The organism is Achromobacter animicus, from assembly GCF_040775605.1.
Taxonomy (GTDB): domain Bacteria; phylum Pseudomonadota; class Gammaproteobacteria; order Burkholderiales; family Burkholderiaceae_B; genus Achromobacter; species Achromobacter animicus.
The window spans coordinates 2,792,093-2,808,072 of record NZ_JAYGJK010000001.1 but is presented as its reverse complement, the minus strand read 5'-3'; the positions used below and the strand labels follow the sequence as shown (position 1 = coordinate 2,808,072).

Genomic DNA, 15,980 nt, shown 5'->3' with positions numbered 1-15,980 from the left:
ACCACGTCGCGAGCTGCCATGAAATTCAAGATGTCCCAGAACTCCATCTTTGCCGTGCTGCTGCGCTCGCCGTGGTGGATGAGCGCCGGCGTGGCCGTGCTGCTGAGCGCGGGCGGCTTTGCCGCGCTGCCGCTGGAGTATGCCGCGATGGGCGTCTTTGCCGCGGTGCCGTTTGCCGTGATTTCGATCATGGCCGCCTACAAGCAGCTGCGCGCGCCGTCCGGCGCCCGCGTGCAGGCGGTGACCGAAACCGTTGCCGCCATGTCGTGGGCAGACTTTTCAAAGACCGTTGAAGCCGGTTTCCGCCGCGACGGCTGTGAGGTCGAGCGCCTGCAGGCGCCCGGCGCCGATTTCGCGCTGAGCAAGGACGGCCACGTGGCCATCGTCAGCGCCAAGCGTTGGAAAGCCGCCAGAAACGGCGTGGAACCGCTGCGCGAACTGCAGGCCGTGCGCGAAAAGCGCGGCGCCCGCGAAGCCATTTACATCGCGCTGGGCGACGTGTCGGACAACGCCTTGCAATACGCCAAGGCGCAGGGCGTCTCCCTGATGACCGCCCCGGAACTGACCAAGCTGCTGCGCGACCTGAAGGTCTGATACCCCTGCGGTTTCAGACCACCATCACCGAACTGGCCGCAATGACGCGCCACGCACCTGCCGTGGCACCAGGCGTCGCGCCGGCCCCCTCACCCGCCGCAGCACCCGCCGCCGAATCCGGCGCCCAGGTTCGCATGAACCGGAACGTGCCGTTGGCCGGCACGCCGTTGTAGCTGCCCGCAATGCGGGCAAGCACCGACACCACCGCGCAATCCGCGCGCGGCAGGATGCATTGTTCGGACAGGTCCAGCGCGTGGATCTTCAGCAATCCGCCGCGGTGCGCATCCAGGTCATCCTCGCGCGTGACGGTCCAGCCCATGTGATTGACGAACAGCAGGTCCGGATGCAGCAGCGCTTCCAGCGCGGCGATGTCCGAGGACAGCATGGCCTGGCGCAGCCGTTCCTCGGCGTCCTGGATGGCGGCGGTGATCGAAGCGTGCATGGCGTGGGTCCCGGGAGTATCTTGGATTGAACACGCCCGCATTCTATTCGGTCATCAGCCGTCTCGCCTTGTTGCCAATGCCCCGCACGCCGCGTGCTGGCATACGCTTTAATGCACCTCCCGCCGGTTTGCGGCGCCCCGCCATTTACCCATTTCAAAGATGACCTATCGCATCCTTGCCGACCTCGTGCTGGTGATACATGGCCTGTTTGTCGCATTCGTGGTGTTCGGCGGCCTGCTGGCGCTGTGGAAACCGCGCATGGCGTTCTGGCACCTGCCAGCGCTGGCGTGGGGTGCGATGGTGATCGGCATGGGCTGGATCTGTCCGCTGACGCCGCTGGAGGTGTCGCTGCGCGAACGCGCGGGTCAGGAAGGCTACGCGGGCGGCTTCATCGAGCACTACGTGCTGGGCATCATCTACCCCGAGGGCATCACGCGGGCGACGCAGATGCTGCTGGCGGCGGTGCTGATCGTGGGCAACATCGTCGTCTATACCGTGTGGGCGCGCCGCCGGGCCGATGTGCGCCGCGCGGCTGCGGCTGCTGCCCAAGCGCGGCAGTCCGTACAGGCCCGCTCCTGAACAACGCGAACCGCCCCACCCCTGCCCCGCGCCGCTACAGGCTGCGCGCGATCACCAGGCGCTGGATGTCGCTGGTGCCCTCGTAGATCTGGCAGACGCGCACATCGCGATAAATGCGCTCGACCGGGAAATCCTTCAGGTAGCCATAACCGCCCAGCGTCTGAATCGCCGCCGAGCAGACCTTTTCAGCCATCTCGGACGCGAACAGCTTGGCCATGGACGCCTCGGTCAATGCCGGCCTGCCCGCTTCGCGCAAGGCCGCGGCGTGCAGCACCATCTGGCGGGCCGCGTGGATCTGCGTCGCCATATCCGCCAGGCGGAACGACACGGCCTGGTGTTCGATGATGGGTTTGCCGAAGGCTAGTCGATCGCGGGCGTAGTCGCGCGCGCATTCGAAGGCAGCCCGCGCCATGCCCACCGACTGCGACGCAATGCCGATGCGCCCACCTTCCAGGTTGGACAAGGCGATCTTGTAGCCCTCGCCTTCTTCGCCCAGGCGCCACGCCGCCGGGATGCGCATGTCTTCAAATGCGATCTGGCAGGTGTCGGACGCGTGCTGGCCAAGCTTGTCTTCCACGCGCAGCACCTTGTAGCCCGGCGTATCGGTGGGGACGATGAACGCCGAGATGCCGCGCTTGCCCGCGTCGGGGTCGGTGACCGCGAACACGATGACCATCTGCCCGTTGCGCCCGGACGTGATGAACTGCTTGGCGCCATTGAGGATGTAGTGGTCGCCGTCGCGCCGCGCGCGGGTATGCAGGCTGCTCGCGTCGGAGCCGGCCTGCGGTTCGGTCAGCGCGAATGCGCCGATGTGTTCGCCACGCGCCAGCGGCCGCAGAAACTGCGCCTTCTGGTCGTCGTTGCCGAACTTCAGGATGGGCATGCAGCCGACCGAGTTGTGCACGCTCATGATGGTGGAGCAGGCGCCGCTGCCCGCGGCGATTTCTTCCAGCGCCACCGCGTACGAGATATAGCCGCTGTCGTTGCCATCCCACGCTTCCGGCACCAGCATGCCGAAAAAGCCCAGCTGCGCCATTTCGGCGATGGCGTCGGCGGGATAGTGGTGTTCGCGATCCCAGCGTTCGGCATTGGGCGCCAGGCGCTCCTGCGCAAACCGGCGCGCCATCTCCTGGACGCTTTGCTGTTCGTCGGTCAAAAGCATGCTTGTCTCTCCTGATGCGGCGGGCCGTCGATCGAGCCGCTGCGCGCGTTTTTTGTGGTGTGCATGACCGGCGCCGGGCGGGCGGCGCCGTGTGATTGCGAGAATACACCGGCGCGGGCCCCGGCCGGCGCGCGTTGTGCAACGCCCGCGGTGCGCCTTTTAAGCCCGCGCGGCCCGTCCCTATCCCCGCGGCGCGTCCTGTTCCGCGCGCTGCTGCGCCGGTCCCATGGCGCGGCTCAGGTTGTAGGCCGTGTTCACCAGGCCGATATGCGAAAAACCCTGCGGAAAGTTGCCCACCAGGCGGCGGCGCACGACGTCGTACTCTTCCGACAGCAGCCCCAGGTCGTTGCGCAGGGACAGCAGACGGTCGAAAAGCCGCTCCGCATCGCCCAGCCGGCCCTGCATGACGTAGGCATCTGCCAGCCAGAAACTGCACGCCAGGAAGACGCCCTCCTCGCCCTCCAGCCCGTCGTCGGTATCCTCGACCGAATAGCGGCGCAGCAGACCGCCGTGCATGAGTTCCCGTTCAATGGCGTGCACGGTGCCCGCCACGCGCGGATCGCTTGCCGGCAGAAAGCCCACCTGCGGGATCAGCAGCAGGCTCGCGTCCAGCGCCGGCGATCCGTAACTCTGCACGAAGCAGCCGCGGGTGCGGTCGTAGCCATGCTCGCAGATGTCCTTGTGGATGCGTTCGCGCAGCCGGCGCCAGGCATCGACCGGCCCCTTCAGGCCCCAGCGCTCGCAGGCCTTGACCGCCCGGTCGAACGCCACCCAGCACATCACGCGCGAATGCGTGAAGGCGCGCCGTTCGCCCCGGACTTCCCAGATGCCGTGGTCCAGTTCGCGCCAGCGCTGCTCCAGCGGCTTGAGCAACACGTTCTGCAGGCGCCAGGCTTCGGCCAGCGGCGCCAGATCCGCGACGCGGGCGGCGTAGAGCGTATCAATGAGTTCGCCGTAGATGTCGAGCTGGCTCTGCCCCGCGGCACCATTGCCCCGGCGCACCGGCTGGCTGCCTTCGTAGCCGGGCAGCCACGGAATCTCCAGCTCGGGCAGCCAGCGATCGCCCGCGATGCCGTACATGATCTGCAGCTGGTCGGGGTGTCCCGCCACCGCGCGCAGCAGCCATTGGCGCCACGCCTCGGCCTCTTCGCGATAGCCGGCGTTGAGCAAGGCGTACAGCGTCAGCGCCGAGTCGCGCAGCCAGCAATGGCGGTAGTCCCAATTGCGGCTGCCGCCCAGCGCTTCAGGCAGCGAGGTCGTCGGCGCGGCGATGATCCCGCCCGTCGGCTGAAACGTCAGCAGCTTCAGCGTGATCAGCGAACGCACCACGGCATCGCGACGCCCGTCGCCCGGCCCGTCCCAATGACAGCGTTTGGCCCATTCCTGCCACCACGACACGGTGCGGTCCATGCTTTCGACGCGGTCCGGCACGAACCGGGGCGTGCGGTGCGAGCGGTGATAGGACAGCGTGAACGGCACGACGCGGCCCGGATGCAGCGAGAACCGCGCCGTGGTCTTCATGTCGTGGCCTTCGAGCTCGATGGGCGTATGCAGCTCGACCGCGTCCGGGCCCGCGATGGCGTTCAGGCCATAATCGCGCCGCCGCACCCACGGCACGCTCTGACCGTAGTTGAAGCGCAGGATCAGCTCCATGTCCATCTGCACATGGCCGGACTCGCCGCGCACGATGCGCACTACGTCCACGCGCTCGTCGTCATCGCTGAGCGGCATGAAGTCGTACACCAGCACCGAGCCCGTACGGGTCTCGAAGCGGGTCTCCAGCACCGCCGTGTCGGGCACGTAGCGGCGGGACGTCGACTTGATCTTGCCGTGCGGCGCGATCAGCCAGCGCCCGTGACGCTGGTCGCCCAGCAAGGCGGCAAAGCACGCGGGCGAATCGAAATGCGGCAGGCACAGCCAGTCGATCGAGCCGTCGCGCGCCACCAGCGCGGCGGACAGCATGTTGCCGATGAGTCCGTAGTCCTCCAGGGGTTTGGACATGCGCGCCTCAGCCCGCGCCGCGGAATTCGGGGTATAGCGTCATGCCGCCGTCCACGAAGAGCGTGGTGCCGGTGACGTAGTCGGACGCATCGCTGGCCAGCCACACGGCCGCCTGTGCGATGTCCTCGGGCTCGCCGATCCGGCCGTAGGGGATGAGTTCCAGCAGCTTGGCCAGCGCCTGCGGGGTGTCCCACGCTGGCTGGTTGATCGCGGTGCGGATGGCGCCGGGCGCAATGGAGTTGACCCGGATGCGGTCGGGCGCCAGCTCCTGCGCCAGGGATTTCATCAGCAGCGAAATGCCGCCCTTGGACGCGGCGTAGTTCACCTGGAACGCCCAGGGGATCACTTCGTGCACCGAGCTGATGAAGAGGATGTTGCCCACCGAGCGGTTCTGGCGGGAGGGATCGGGCGGCTGCGTCTTGAAGGCTCGGGCCGCCGCGCGGGCGCACAGGAAGTGGCCGGTCAGGTTTACGTCGATCACGCGCTGCCAGTCTGCGAGCGTCATGTCGGCAATGGGCGACGGATGCTCAACCCCCGCGTTGTTGACCAGGATGTCCACCCGTCCGAAGTGCTGCACGGCTTGCTCGAACAGATGGTCGACGTCGGCCTCGCGGCTGATGTCTGCCGCGGCTGCGACCGCCGTCCCGCCGCTCCGCTGGATCGATTCCACCACCGCCGCGCCCCGGGCTTGGGAGTCTCCGCCCGCCCGGTGGTTCACCACCACTCGCGCTCCCGCTTCGGCAAGTCCGATTGCGGTGGCGCGCCCAATGCCTGAAGACGCGCCTGTCACCACGGCCACGCGGCCGTTCAGGTCAGTCGTGTGCTGCATGCCAGTCTCCTTGGCGGCCGGCGTGTGGCCAAGCTGCCGGTATAGAGGGTTTCAGGGTAGTCCCGCCCGGGGGGCCGGCGCAACCCGGCGGCGGGAGGATGCCGCTACGCGCAGGGTTTTCGCTGGACCGCCCCATGCGGCGCGGCGCTCTGCTGCAAGCGGCATTCCTGCCCGCTATCACGCAATACGCAACAACATAGGTTGCATAAGATCGCATGCACTTCTATCATGCAACTTATCAAGTATCGTAACCACCGCGTGAGGGTCTCACCATGCACTACGACGTCATCATCATCGGCGGCAGCTTTGCCGGCCTGTCCGCTGCCATGCAACTGGCGCGCGCCCGCCGGCGGGTGTTGCTGGTCGACGCGGCCAAACCCCGCAACCGCTATGCCGCGCACGCGCACGGCTTTCTTGGGCAGGACGGCGTGCCGCCGCACGAGATCGTAGCCACCGCCCGCGCGCAACTTGCCCGCTATCCGACCGTTGCCTTCCTGGACGGCGAGGCGGTCCAGGCCCAGCCGCAAGATGGCGGATTCGGCATCGTCATGGCGGACGGCAAGCAGGTACGCGGCGCGCGCCTGATCCTGGCCACCGGCATGCGCGACGAGTTGCCGCCGCTGCCTGGACTTGAGGAACGCTGGGGGCAGACGGTGCTGCACTGCCCGTACTGCCATGGCTACGAAGTCGCAGGCAATCCACTGGGCGTGCTGGCCGCGCATCCGATGTCCGCCCATCAGGCGATGATGCTGCCCGACTGGGGGCCGACCACGTACTTCACGCAAGGGCAGTTCGAACCTTCGCCAGAAGACGCGCAGCATCTCGCCGCGCGTGGCGTCCACATCGAGCGCACGCCGGTAGTCGCGCTGCTGGGCGCAGCGCCCGCCTTGGACGGCGTCGTGCTGGCCGCTGGACGCGAGGTGCCGCTGCGCGCGCTGTTCGTCGCCAGCCGCGCACACATGGCCAGTCCGCTTGCCGACCAGCTGGGATGCGCGTTCGACGAGGGGCCGCTGGGACCCGTGATCCGCGTGGACGAGCTGAAGCAGACCACGGTGCCCGGCGTGTACGCCGCCGGCGACGCGTCCACACCGATGTCCAACGCCACGCTGGCCAGCGCCTCCGGCGTCATGGCCGGCGTCTGCGCGCACCGGTCGCTGGTCATGGCGTAAGCAGTCTTTGGCCTGAACCCCCGGCCGTGCATAATGGCGGGATTGGCGGCCCGGGCTCCGGCATGGAGCACGGGCCGCAAGTTCATCCGACAACGAATCCAGGAGCAGCCGTGCTGGATCCCATCCTCGCCGAACTTTCCACCACCCTGCCCGCTGCCAAGTCAGTCGAGCAGTTGACCCGCCCGCTGCTGGACATGCTGGGCGCCGTCACCGGACTTGAATCCACCTACCTCACCGCCATCGACCTTAAGGCCGACCTGCAGCATGTGCGCTACGCGCGCAACGTGGGGCAGCTGCAGATACCGGAAGGACTGTCCGTGCCCTGGGACGACACGCTGTGCAAGCGCGCGCTGGACGAAGGCCGCATGTGCACCAGCGACGTGTCGCAATGCTGGCCGGATTCAGACGCGGCCCGGCAGTTGGGCATCCAGACCTACGTCAGCGCGCCGGTGCGCGCCGATGACGGCGCCCTGTACGGCACGCTGTGCGCCGCCAGTGCCCGGCGGCACGACATCAGCCCGCAGGCCGAAGCGGTGCTGAAGCTTTTTTCCAGCGTAATCGCCAGCTTCATCGAACGCGAAATGCTCGTTGAACAGCTGCACTCGGCCAACGTCCAGCTCATGTCCTATGCGCTGACCGACACGCTGACGGGCCTGCCCAATCGGCGTGCCGTCTATGAGGCGCTGGACCGGCTGCTGGCGCGCGCCGTGCGCGAAAACGGCAGCGTGCTGGTCGGCGTCATCGATCTGGATGGTTTCAAGAGCATCAACGACACGTACGGCCACCAGGCGGGCGACCTCTTTCTGCAGGAAGTCTCGCGGCGCATGGCGGCGGCGCTGCGCGGGTCGGACATGCTGGGACGCGTGGGTGGCGACGAATTCGTGCTCATCGGGCCCGGCCCCGCGCTGACGGGCAAACGTGCCGACGAAGGCGGCGTGAGCCAACAGGCCGAGCCCGACGAGGCCGCCCGAGCGATGGAAGAACGCGTCCTGGCCGCCTCCATGGGCCGTTATCGGCTGGGCGACGCCACCGTGGCCTACGAAGGCGCCAGCGCCGGCGTCGTGGCGCTGGACCCCGCGGGCCTGGACGCGGAGGCGGCTGTCCGACTGGCCGATACCCGCATGTATGAAATCAAGCACGCGCGCCGGGCGGCGCGGGTCATTCACTGATCGATCGCGCGGCGCATCTACCGTTGAAGCGGCGGCGCGCGACCATTCGTCGAAGCGCCGGCGCGCTCGCTCCGGAAAGCGCGGACGCGCGGCTGTTCCTTTGAAGCGCGGACGCGCGGCTGTTCCTTTGGAACGCGGACGCGCGGCTATTGCAGCCGCGCCTTGAAGAACGCCGTCACCTGGGCGTTCAGTTCACGATGAAACGCCAGCCGATCAATACCCGCCTCGTCGCGGCAGATGCCGGGCAGCGCCTCGGCCTGTTCAGCCGAGCACGGCGCTAGAAACGCGTAATGTCCCGCGCCCGCAGCCACCCGAAAATCCGGCGTGGCGCCCAGGCCCTGGCGCACGGCCTCGACGCTGGCCGGGCTGACGCCTTCGCCGCCCCGCTCCGACGCCCATAGCTGAATGGGTAGCGTCACGCGCTTGAGCGCATCGCCCGGAAACACGTTGAGCGGATCGGCAATGACCGCCGCCTTGATGCGTGGCTCCGCCGGATAGGGTTGCTGCGGCACCTTCCCGGCTGCGATGTCGCGGCACATCGGCAGCGACGGCTGGTCAGCGCAGATCGCCAGCCCCGCCGCCAGGTCCGGCGCCGCGCCGGCCAGCACCAGGCCCGTATACCCGCCGCGCGAAAAACCGAAGAAGCCGATCCTATTGGGATCGATCCTTGCCTTGTCCGGCCACGCGCCGGTCATGTAGTCGATCAGCCGGCGCATTTCGCGGGGCCGGGTGGAAAAGATCGACAAATATCCCTGCCGGGATTTGTCCTGCGCGTTGTCGCCCACGTGGTTGATCGCCGCCACCACGAAGCCGGCATCCGCCAGCGCGGCCGCGGTGTCGTGGTGGCTGAGATACGAGCCCGCCGAGCCGTGCGACATGACGATGAGCGGATAGCGCCCTTCCGGCGCCTTGCAGCCCTGCACCCCTTGAATGGCGACGCGGCCCACCTTGATTTCCGCTGCGGGTTCGGCGCACGGTGTCCAGACCGCGCCTTGCAGGCCCGGGCCGTTCTGGTCCATCGGCAGGTTCAGGCGCTGGAAGCCGGCGGCTTGCGCCGCACCGCCAGAAAGCGCCAGGACGGCAGGAATCAGAACGTGCAGGAATTTCGAGGCGTAGGTCATGCGGGCAAGTTGAGGAAAAGCGTTGAATCGATTTGTCGCGCGCAGGGTATCGGCAATACCAGTATTCGGGCTTGTCTTGTTGCCATTTTCAGCCGGCACCAGAATGCCGCTTTCGACATTCACGAAGCCCAAGGTTTTACCCCATCATGCAGATTTCCTTGTTGCACACCATCGACAGCAATCCGGCGATTTTCGAGCAGGCAGCCCGCGACGCGGGATTGGCCGCCGACGCGCTGCGCCATGCCGTGCGGCCGGCGTTCAGGATTGCCGTTGATCAGGCGCGGGCCACGGCCAGCGCGATACCCGGCAGCGTGCAGGACGACATTACGGCGGCGTTGCAGGACTTGGCGGCCGGCGCGGACGCCGTGATTGTCACATGCGCCACGCTCGGTCCCGTCGTTGACGGCATCACGGGGATAGGCGCCCCCGTCATCCGCGCGGATGAGGCGCTGGCGCACGCGGCGGCTCGCGCAGGCGCCCGCATCGTGGTGCTGTGCGCCGTCGAATCCACCCTCGCGGCCAATCGCGCGCTGTTCGAACGCCATGCGCGACCGGTCAACGCCACGGTCGACGTGCGTCTGGTGCCCCTTGCCTGGGATCTGTTCAAGCGCGGCGAGACGGCCGCATGTCTTGCTGCCGTCGCGCAAGCGGCCCGCGACGCCCAGGAAGGCGGCGCGGACGTGGTGGCATTTGCCCATCCGTGGATGGCGGACGCCGCCAGCGCCCTGCCCGCAGCGTGCCGTCCCCTGGACGCCGCCTCCGCATCCTTGGCGCTGGCGGCGCGGTTGGCGGCGCCCTGAGCCTGCCGCTTACCTCACCTTCCCTGCCTTCCACGCCGACAGCAGTTGCTCGTAGGGAATCGTCTCGCCCTTCGGCTTTTCATTGGCCAGCTTCTTCCAAGGCGCGTGCTGGTCCGACAGCCACTTGCTCGGATCGCTCTTGGGGTTGAGCTTCGGCGCGCACTGCGCCATGCCCGCCCGCTCAAGCCGCGCCATCACCTGATCCATTTCGTTGGCCAGGTTGTCCATCGCGGCCTGCGGGGTCTTTTCCCCTGTGACCGCGGTGGCGACGTTCTTCCACCAGAGCTGCGCCAGCTTCGGATAGTCCGGCACGTTGGTGCCGGTGGGCGTCCATGCCACGCGCGCGGGACTGCGGTAGAACTCGATCAGGCCGCCGTAGTTGGCCGCGTTCTTGGTGAAGAACTCGCTGTTGATATCGCTGTCGCGGATGAAGGTCAGGCCGGTAATGGACTTTTTGAGCGACACCGATTTGGACGTGACGAACTGCGCATACAGCCACGCGGCCGCCATCTTGTCGGGGTTGGTGGACTTGAAGAAGGTCCACGAGCCCACGTCCTGGTAGCCGTTCTGCATGCCGTCCTTCCAGTACGGGCCGTACGGCGACGGGGCCATGCGCCACTTCGGGGTGCCGTCGTCGTTCACGACGGGCAGCCCCTTCTTGGTCATGTCGGCGGTAAAGGCCGTGTACCAGAAGATCTGCTGGGCGATCTGGCCCTGCGCGGGCACGGGTCCGGCTTCCGAGAAGGTCATGCCCATGGCCTGCTGCGGCGCGAACTTCTTCATCCAGTCGATGTACTTGGTCAGCGCGTACACGGCGGCCGGGCTGTTCGTGGCCCCGCCGCGCGACACGGACGCGCCGACCGGCGTGCACTTGTCGTCGGCCACGCGAATGCCCCATTCGTCCACGGGCATGCCGTTGGGCAGGCCTTTGTCGGCCGCGCCCGCCATCGACAGCCACGCATCGGTGAAGCGCCAGCCCAGCGACGGATCCTTCTTGCCGTAGTCCATGTGACCGTAGACGCGCTTGCCGTCGATCTCCTTGACGTCGTTGGAGAAGAACGTGGCGATGTCTTCGTACGCCGACCAGTTGGTGGGCACGCCCAGTTCATAGCCGTACTTGGCCTTGAATTTTTCCTTCAGGTCCGGCCGCGCGAACCAGTCGGCGCGGAACCAGTACACGTTGGCGAACTGCTGGTCCGGCAACTGATACAGCTTGCCGTCGGGCGCGGTGGTGAACTTGGTGCCGATGAAGTCCTTCAGGTCCAGATCGGGATTGGTCCATTCCTTGCCGGCCCCGGCCATGTAGTCGGACAGCGGCAGGATGGCGCCGTAGCGGTAGTGGGTGCCAATCAGGTCGGAATCGGAGATCCAGCCGTCGTAGATGGACTTGCCGGACTGCATGGACGTCTGGAGCTTTTCGACGACGTCGCCTTCCTGGATGAGGTCGTGATTGACCTTGATGCCGGTGATTTCGGCAAAGGCCTTGGCCAGCACCTTGGACTCGTACTCGTGCGTGGTGATGGTTTCGGACACCACGCTGACCTCATTGACGCCCTTGGCCTTGAGCTTGGCCGCAGCGTCGATGAACCATTTCATCTCGGCCATCTGCTGTTCCTTGGACAGCGACGAAGGCTGGAACTCCGAATCGACCCACTTCTTTGCCTCCGGCTCGCCGGCCCAAGCCCCTGACGTTCCGATCAGGGCGATAGCGGCCGCCATGGCGTGCATGCGCAATTTCATGACCTGTCTCCTCGATAAGTCTTCCCCTATCGTGCTGCGGACCGCTGGCCGGGGAAGACGCTGGCCGATAGTCCTTTTCCTGACTGCCCGAAACCAACGAAGGGTCTGCGCCCTTCTCTCACCCTTTTTTCATGATGAAGGCCAGCAGCAGCATGGACAGCACGAAGCTGATCCACACCGATGGCGGCTGATCCAGCGAAAACCACTCGACCGCTTTCTGGCCAAAACCGAGGAACGCCAGGTTCAGCCACGCCGCGGCCATCAGGCCGATGAACAGCCGGTCGCCGCGCGTGGTGCGCAAGGGGAGAAATCCCTTGCGCTCCTGCGTGGGCGACTTCAGCTCCCAGATCGTCATGCCCACCAGCATCAGCACGATGCAGCTGAAGAACACGGCAACCGGGGTGGTCCACACCATCCAGCTGAACATGGGCACGCCCTCCCGTAATTCCGATGCCTACACGCGGCCCATCGCGAAGCCCTTCGCGATGTAGTGCCGAACGAACCAGATGACGATGCCGCCCGGCACGATGGTCAGCACGCCCGCGGCCGCCAGCACGCCCCAATCCATGCCGGATGCCGATACGGTGCGCGTCATGGTCGCGACGATGGGCTTGGCGTTCACCGACGTGAGCGTGCGCGCCAGCAGCAGCTCCACCCAGCTGAACATGAAGCAGAAGAACGCCGCCACGCCCACGCCCGACTTGATGAGCGGCAGGAAGATCGTCAGGAAAAAGCGCGGAAACGAGTACCCGTCGACATAGGCGGTCTCGTCGATCTCACGCGGCACGCCGGACATAAAGCCTTCCAGGATCCACACTGCCAGCGGCACGTTGAACACCAGGTGCGCCAGCGCCACCGCCAGGTGCGTGTCCATCAGGCCGAACGAGCTATACAGCTGGAAGAACGGCAGCAGGAATACCGCCGGCGGCGTCATGCGGTTGGTGAGCAGCCAGAAGAACACATGCTTGTCGCCGATGAAGCGGTAACGCGAGAACGCATAGGCGGCCGGCAGCGCCACGGCCAGCGAGACGACCGTGTTGATGACGACGTAGATCAGCGAATTGATGTAGCCGGAATACCAGGCCGGGTCGGTGAAGATGGTGCGGTAGTGCTCGAACGTGAAGTCGCGCGGCCAGAGCGTCAGCGTGCTGACGATCTCGGTGTTCGACTTGAACGACATGTTCAGCATCCAGTACAGCGGCAGGATGGCGAACACCAGGTACAGCGTCAGGAAGGCGCCGCGCCACCAGGTGGATTTCTCACGCATTGCCCCGCTCCTCGTCGAAACCGCCCGTGGTGCCCGCGCGCTGCATCCAGTTGTAGAGAATGAAGCAAAGCAGCAGGATGATCAGGAAGTAGATGATCGAAAACGCCGCAGCGGGGCCCAGGTCGAACTGCCCCACCGCCTTCTGCGTCAGGTACTGCGACAGGAAGGTCGTGGCGTTGCCCGGGCCGCCGCCGGTCAGCACGAACGGCTCGGTGTAGATCATGAAGCTGTCCATGAACCGCAGCAGCACCGCAATCATCAACACGCCGCGCATCTTGGGCAGCTGGATGTACCGGAACACGGCAAAGCGCGAGGCGCCGTCGATCCGCGCGGCCTGGTAGTAGGCGTCCGGAATGGCGCGCAGCCCCGCGTAGCACAGCAGCGCAACCAGCGGCGTCCAGTGCCACACGTCCATGACCAGCACCGTGACCCAGGCGTCGACGTCGTTGCCCGTGTAGTTGTAGTCCACGCCCAGCCAGGACAACGTGGCGCCGAGCAGCCCGATGTCGGTGCGGCCGAACACCTGCCAGATGGTGCCGACCACGTTCCACGGAATCAGCAGCGACAGCGCGATAATCACCAGCACGGCCGACGCGCGCCAGCCGCTGGCCGGCATCGACAGCGCCAGCAGGATGCCCAGCGGAATCTGGATCAGCAGCACCGCAAACGAAAACCCGATCTGCCGGAACAGCGCGCCGTGCAGTTCCTCGTCTTGCAGCACCGCGGCGAACCACTCGGTGCCGACGAACACGCGGCGCTCGGGCGAGATGATGTCCTGCACCGAATAATTGACGATGGTCATCAGCGGCAGGATGGCCGAGAACGCCACGCACAGCACAACCGGCATGACCAGGAACCAGGCCCGGTGATCGGTGGGTTTCATCGGATCAGTTCCTCGTCGCGGTAGAAGCAGGTGTGCGGGTTGAGCACGGTCAGCCACACCGTGGCGTCCTTGCCGCCGGCCACGACGTTGCTGCCCAGGCGGGCGCGCACCGGCGTGCCTTCAAAGTCAGCCACCAGCAGCGTGTAGGTGCCCACGTCCTGCACGCGTTCCACGCGCATGGGCACGGCGCCAGCCGTCCCGGGATCGGTCACGCGCAGGTATTCCGGCCGCACGCCCAGCTTGACGGGGCCCGCGCCTTCCAGCTTGACGGCCAGCTCGGCCGGCACGCCTTGCAACCGGTGCTGGCCCACCCTCAGCGCGCCGTCGCGCCACTGCGCCGGCAGGAAGTTCATGCCCGGCGACCCGATGAAATGGCCCACAAAGGTGTGCGCGGGCCGCTCGAACAGATCATCCGCGCTGCCCACCTGCACGGCGCGGCCGCGCGCCATGACCATGACCTGATCGGCAAAGGTCAGCGCCTCGGTCTGGTCGTGGGTCACGTAGATCAGCGTCAGCTTGAACTCGTGATGGATCTCTTTGAGCTTGCGGCGCAGTTCCCACTTGAGTTGCGGGTCGATCACGGTAAGCGGTTCGTCAAAGAGAATCGCGGACACGTCGCTGCGCACCAGGCCGCGGCCCAGCGAGATCTTCTGCTTGGCATCCGCCGTCAGCCCGCTGGCCCGGCGGTCCAGCACGTTGGACATTTCCAGCATTTCGGCGATGCGGCCCACGCGCTCGCGGATGCGATCGGGCGCAACGCCCCGGTTGCGCAGCGGAAACGCCAGGTTCTCCGCGACCGTCATGGTGTCGTACACCACCGGAAACTGGAACACCTGCGCGATGTTGCGCGCCTGCGGGGTCTTGTCGGTGACGTCCTGCCCGTCGAACAGGATGCGCCCGTGTGAGGGTCGCAAGAGGCCCGACACGCAGTTGAGCAGCGTGGTCTTGCCGCAGCCGGAGGGCCCGAGCAAAGCATAGGCCCCGCCGTCGCGGAAGGTGAACTGCAGCGGCAGCAGGGCGTAGTCGTCGTCGGACTTGGGATGGGCGACGTACGAATGGGACAGGTCCAGCTCGATCTGCGCCATCAGGCCACCTCGCCCGCGCCCGCCGGCTGCCGGGGCGCCGCGAGCAGCGCGCCGTCCGGGCCAAACGCGTAGGTCTGCGCGGGGTCGAAATACAGCCGCACATGCTCGTCCAGCGTGTACCGGTGCACGCCGGGCAGTTGGGCGACCACGTCGCCCGCAGCCGTCTCGGCATGCACGAACGTGTCGGACCCGGAGATCTCGGCCAGCTTGACCCGGCCGGGCAGTTCGACGTGTCCGGGCCGCAATTCCACATCAAGCGCGCCGGCGCGCAGACCGGCCGTGATTTCGGCGTCCGCGCCCGCCGGCAGCGCGCGGTCCACCGCCACGCCGCCCTGAAGCACGAACCCGCCGTTATGGCGGCGGGCGGCGAACAGGTTCATGGGCGGGTCGCTGAAGGCGCGGGCCACGCGGATCGAATTGGGCCGGTGAAAAACCTCGGCCGTTGGGCCGTATTGCAGCAGTTCGCCCGCGTCCAGAACGGCGGTGTGGCCGCCGAGCAACAGCGCCTCGCCCGGTTCGGTGGTGGCGTAGACCACGGTCGACCGCCCCTGCGCGAACAATTCCGAGAGTTCGTCGCGCAATTCCTCGCGCAGTTTGTAGTCCAGGTTGACCAGCGGCTCGTCCAGCAGGATCAGCGGCGCATCCTTGGCCAGCGCGCGCGCCAGCGCCACGCGCTGCTGCTGCCCGCCCGACAGTTCGGACGGATAGCGGTCCAGCAAATGGTCGATGTGCAGCCGCGCCGCCATGGCGTGGACTTTTTCACGCGTGTCGCGCTCGCCGCGCAGCTTGAGCGGCGAGGCGATGTTGTCGTAGACCGACATGGACGGATAGTTGATGAACTGCTGGTAGACCATCGCCACGTTGCGCTGGCGGACGGGCACGCCGGTGACGTCGGCGCCGTCGACCCGCACGTGGCCCTCGGAAGGCCGGTCCAGCCCGGCCATGATGCGCATCAGCGAGGTCTTGCCGGCCAGGGTGGCCCCCAGCAGGACGGTCATGGCTCCCGGAACCGGGGCCAGGCTCATGGGATACAGGTGCGTCTGCGAGCCGGCCCGCAAAGCTATCCCGTCCAAGGTCAGCTGCATCTAGTCTCCTCAACCTACTTATACGTCCCTGTTTTCTACGGACTTCGGTATTC

16 protein-coding genes are annotated in these 15,980 nt (G+C 66.7%); 5 read left to right on the top strand and 11 right to left on the bottom strand.

All coding sequences use genetic code 11. From position 1 onward, the window contains the following. Window positions 1-18: 18 nt before the first annotated feature. Window positions 19-594, top strand: coding sequence for a restriction endonuclease (locus tag AB3147_RS12715; protein WP_175121738.1), 576 nt, complete (start codon window positions 19-21; stop codon window positions 592-594). Between the two features lie 13 nt (window positions 595-607). Here AB3147_RS12715 and AB3147_RS12710 read toward each other — a convergent pair whose 3' ends face one another. Beyond that, window positions 608-1,036, bottom strand: coding sequence for a nuclear transport factor 2 family protein (locus tag AB3147_RS12710; RefSeq protein WP_175185376.1), 429 nt, complete (start codon window positions 1,034-1,036; stop codon window positions 608-610). 160 nt (window positions 1,037-1,196) lie between these two features. Between AB3147_RS12710 and AB3147_RS12705 the strand changes: the two genes are divergently transcribed. Beyond that, a complete protein-coding gene (locus tag AB3147_RS12705) occupies window positions 1,197-1,616 on the top strand; it encodes a DUF2784 domain-containing protein (protein ID WP_367352081.1) in 420 nt (139 codons plus the stop codon). 34 nt (window positions 1,617-1,650) lie between these two features. Here AB3147_RS12705 and AB3147_RS12700 read toward each other — a convergent pair whose 3' ends face one another. The 3 genes from AB3147_RS12700 to AB3147_RS12690 form a co-directional block, all read right to left on the bottom strand. Next, entirely contained in the window at window positions 1,651-2,778 is a 1,128-nt protein-coding gene (locus AB3147_RS12700) for an acyl-CoA dehydrogenase family protein (RefSeq protein ID WP_367352080.1), read from the bottom strand. 180 nt (window positions 2,779-2,958) lie between these two features. Then, window positions 2,959-4,779: a glycoside hydrolase family 15 protein gene (locus tag AB3147_RS12695; RefSeq protein WP_239214530.1), complete on the bottom strand. Its 1,821-nt coding sequence runs from the start codon at window positions 4,777-4,779 to the stop codon at window positions 2,959-2,961. 7 nt (window positions 4,780-4,786) lie between these two features. Then, window positions 4,787-5,608: an SDR family oxidoreductase gene (locus tag AB3147_RS12690; protein ID WP_279974247.1), complete on the bottom strand. Its 822-nt coding sequence runs from the start codon at window positions 5,606-5,608 to the stop codon at window positions 4,787-4,789. Window positions 5,609-5,880: 272 nt separating this feature from the next. On the opposite strand from AB3147_RS12690, the gene AB3147_RS12685 reads away from it, so the two are divergent. Together AB3147_RS12685 and AB3147_RS12680 are read left to right on the top strand one after the other, a co-directional pair. Beyond that, entirely contained in the window at window positions 5,881-6,777 is an 897-nt protein-coding gene (locus tag AB3147_RS12685) for an NAD(P)/FAD-dependent oxidoreductase (protein WP_367352079.1), read from the top strand. Between the two features lie 113 nt (window positions 6,778-6,890). After that, window positions 6,891-7,946 carry a sensor domain-containing diguanylate cyclase gene (locus AB3147_RS12680; RefSeq protein ID WP_255595886.1) on the top strand — a complete coding sequence of 352 codons (1,056 nt, stop codon included), beginning with the start codon at window positions 6,891-6,893 and terminating at the stop codon, window positions 7,944-7,946. A gap of 146 nt (window positions 7,947-8,092) precedes the next feature. Here AB3147_RS12680 and AB3147_RS12675 read toward each other — a convergent pair whose 3' ends face one another. After that, complete coding sequence (locus AB3147_RS12675; protein ID WP_367352078.1) at window positions 8,093-9,067, bottom strand: alpha/beta hydrolase family protein; 975 nt, start codon at window positions 9,065-9,067, stop codon at window positions 8,093-8,095. Window positions 9,068-9,213: 146 nt separating this feature from the next. Here AB3147_RS12675 and AB3147_RS12670 point away from each other — a divergent pair, with 146 nt between their 5' ends. Next, a complete protein-coding gene (locus AB3147_RS12670; protein WP_367352077.1) occupies window positions 9,214-9,867 on the top strand; it encodes an aspartate/glutamate racemase family protein in 654 nt (217 codons plus the stop codon). A 9-nt stretch (window positions 9,868-9,876) separates the two neighbouring features. Here AB3147_RS12670 and AB3147_RS12665 read toward each other — a convergent pair whose 3' ends face one another. From AB3147_RS12665 to AB3147_RS12640, 6 genes are all read right to left on the bottom strand, one after another. After that, a complete protein-coding gene (locus tag AB3147_RS12665; RefSeq protein ID WP_175136656.1) occupies window positions 9,877-11,607 on the bottom strand; it encodes an ABC transporter substrate-binding protein in 1,731 nt (576 codons plus the stop codon). A 118-nt stretch (window positions 11,608-11,725) separates the two neighbouring features. Beyond that, window positions 11,726-12,034 (bottom strand): DUF2160 domain-containing protein, encoded by a 309-nt coding sequence (locus tag AB3147_RS12660; protein WP_056317261.1) that lies wholly within the window; start codon window positions 12,032-12,034, stop codon window positions 11,726-11,728. Between the two features lie 27 nt (window positions 12,035-12,061). Further along, window positions 12,062-12,874: a carbohydrate ABC transporter permease gene (locus AB3147_RS12655; protein WP_175136658.1), complete on the bottom strand. Its 813-nt coding sequence runs from the start codon at window positions 12,872-12,874 to the stop codon at window positions 12,062-12,064. Further along, window positions 12,867-13,757, bottom strand: a complete 891-nt coding sequence (locus AB3147_RS12650) for a carbohydrate ABC transporter permease (RefSeq protein WP_175121750.1) — start codon at window positions 13,755-13,757, stop codon at window positions 12,867-12,869. Before AB3147_RS12650 ends, AB3147_RS12655 begins: the two co-directional genes overlap by 8 nt. Then, the gene (locus AB3147_RS12645; protein ID WP_175136659.1) at window positions 13,754-14,842 is read right to left on the bottom strand and encodes an ABC transporter ATP-binding protein; all 1,089 of its coding nucleotides are present in this window, start codon (window positions 14,840-14,842) and stop codon (window positions 13,754-13,756) included. Before AB3147_RS12645 ends, AB3147_RS12650 begins: the two co-directional genes overlap by 4 nt. Then, on the bottom strand, window positions 14,842-15,927 hold the full coding sequence (locus tag AB3147_RS12640) for an ABC transporter ATP-binding protein (RefSeq protein ID WP_367352076.1): 1,086 nt from the start codon (window positions 15,925-15,927) through the stop codon (window positions 14,842-14,844). The genes AB3147_RS12645 and AB3147_RS12640 overlap by 1 nt, the downstream gene beginning before the upstream one ends. Window positions 15,928-15,980 lie beyond the last annotated feature (53 nt).

Coding starts and splice junctions, on each gene's coding strand:
- AB3147_RS12715 (WP_175121738.1), top strand. CDS start 19: ATGAAATTCAAGATGTCCCAGAACTCCATCTTTGCCGTGCTGCTGCGC.
- AB3147_RS12710 (WP_175185376.1), bottom strand. CDS start 1,036: ATGCACGCTTCGATCACCGCCGCCATCCAGGACGCCGAGGAACGGCTG.
- AB3147_RS12705 (WP_367352081.1), top strand. CDS start 1,197: ATGACCTATCGCATCCTTGCCGACCTCGTGCTGGTGATACATGGCCTG.
- AB3147_RS12700 (WP_367352080.1), bottom strand. CDS start 2,778: ATGCTTTTGACCGACGAACAGCAAAGCGTCCAGGAGATGGCGCGCCGG.
- AB3147_RS12695 (WP_239214530.1), bottom strand. CDS start 4,779: ATGTCCAAACCCCTGGAGGACTACGGACTCATCGGCAACATGCTGTCC.
- AB3147_RS12690 (WP_279974247.1), bottom strand. CDS start 5,608: ATGCAGCACACGACTGACCTGAACGGCCGCGTGGCCGTGGTGACAGGC.
- AB3147_RS12685 (WP_367352079.1), top strand. CDS start 5,881: ATGCACTACGACGTCATCATCATCGGCGGCAGCTTTGCCGGCCTGTCC.
- AB3147_RS12675 (WP_367352078.1), bottom strand. CDS start 9,067: ATGACCTACGCCTCGAAATTCCTGCACGTTCTGATTCCTGCCGTCCTG.
- AB3147_RS12670 (WP_367352077.1), top strand. CDS start 9,214: ATGCAGATTTCCTTGTTGCACACCATCGACAGCAATCCGGCGATTTTC.
- AB3147_RS12665 (WP_175136656.1), bottom strand. CDS start 11,607: ATGAAATTGCGCATGCACGCCATGGCGGCCGCTATCGCCCTGATCGGA.
- AB3147_RS12660 (WP_056317261.1), bottom strand. CDS start 12,034: ATGTTCAGCTGGATGGTGTGGACCACCCCGGTTGCCGTGTTCTTCAGC.
- AB3147_RS12655 (WP_175136658.1), bottom strand. CDS start 12,874: ATGCGTGAGAAATCCACCTGGTGGCGCGGCGCCTTCCTGACGCTGTAC.
- AB3147_RS12650 (WP_175121750.1), bottom strand. CDS start 13,757: ATGAAACCCACCGATCACCGGGCCTGGTTCCTGGTCATGCCGGTTGTG.
- AB3147_RS12645 (WP_175136659.1), bottom strand. CDS start 14,842: ATGGCGCAGATCGAGCTGGACCTGTCCCATTCGTACGTCGCCCATCCC.
- AB3147_RS12640 (WP_367352076.1), bottom strand. CDS start 15,927: ATGCAGCTGACCTTGGACGGGATAGCTTTGCGGGCCGGCTCGCAGACG.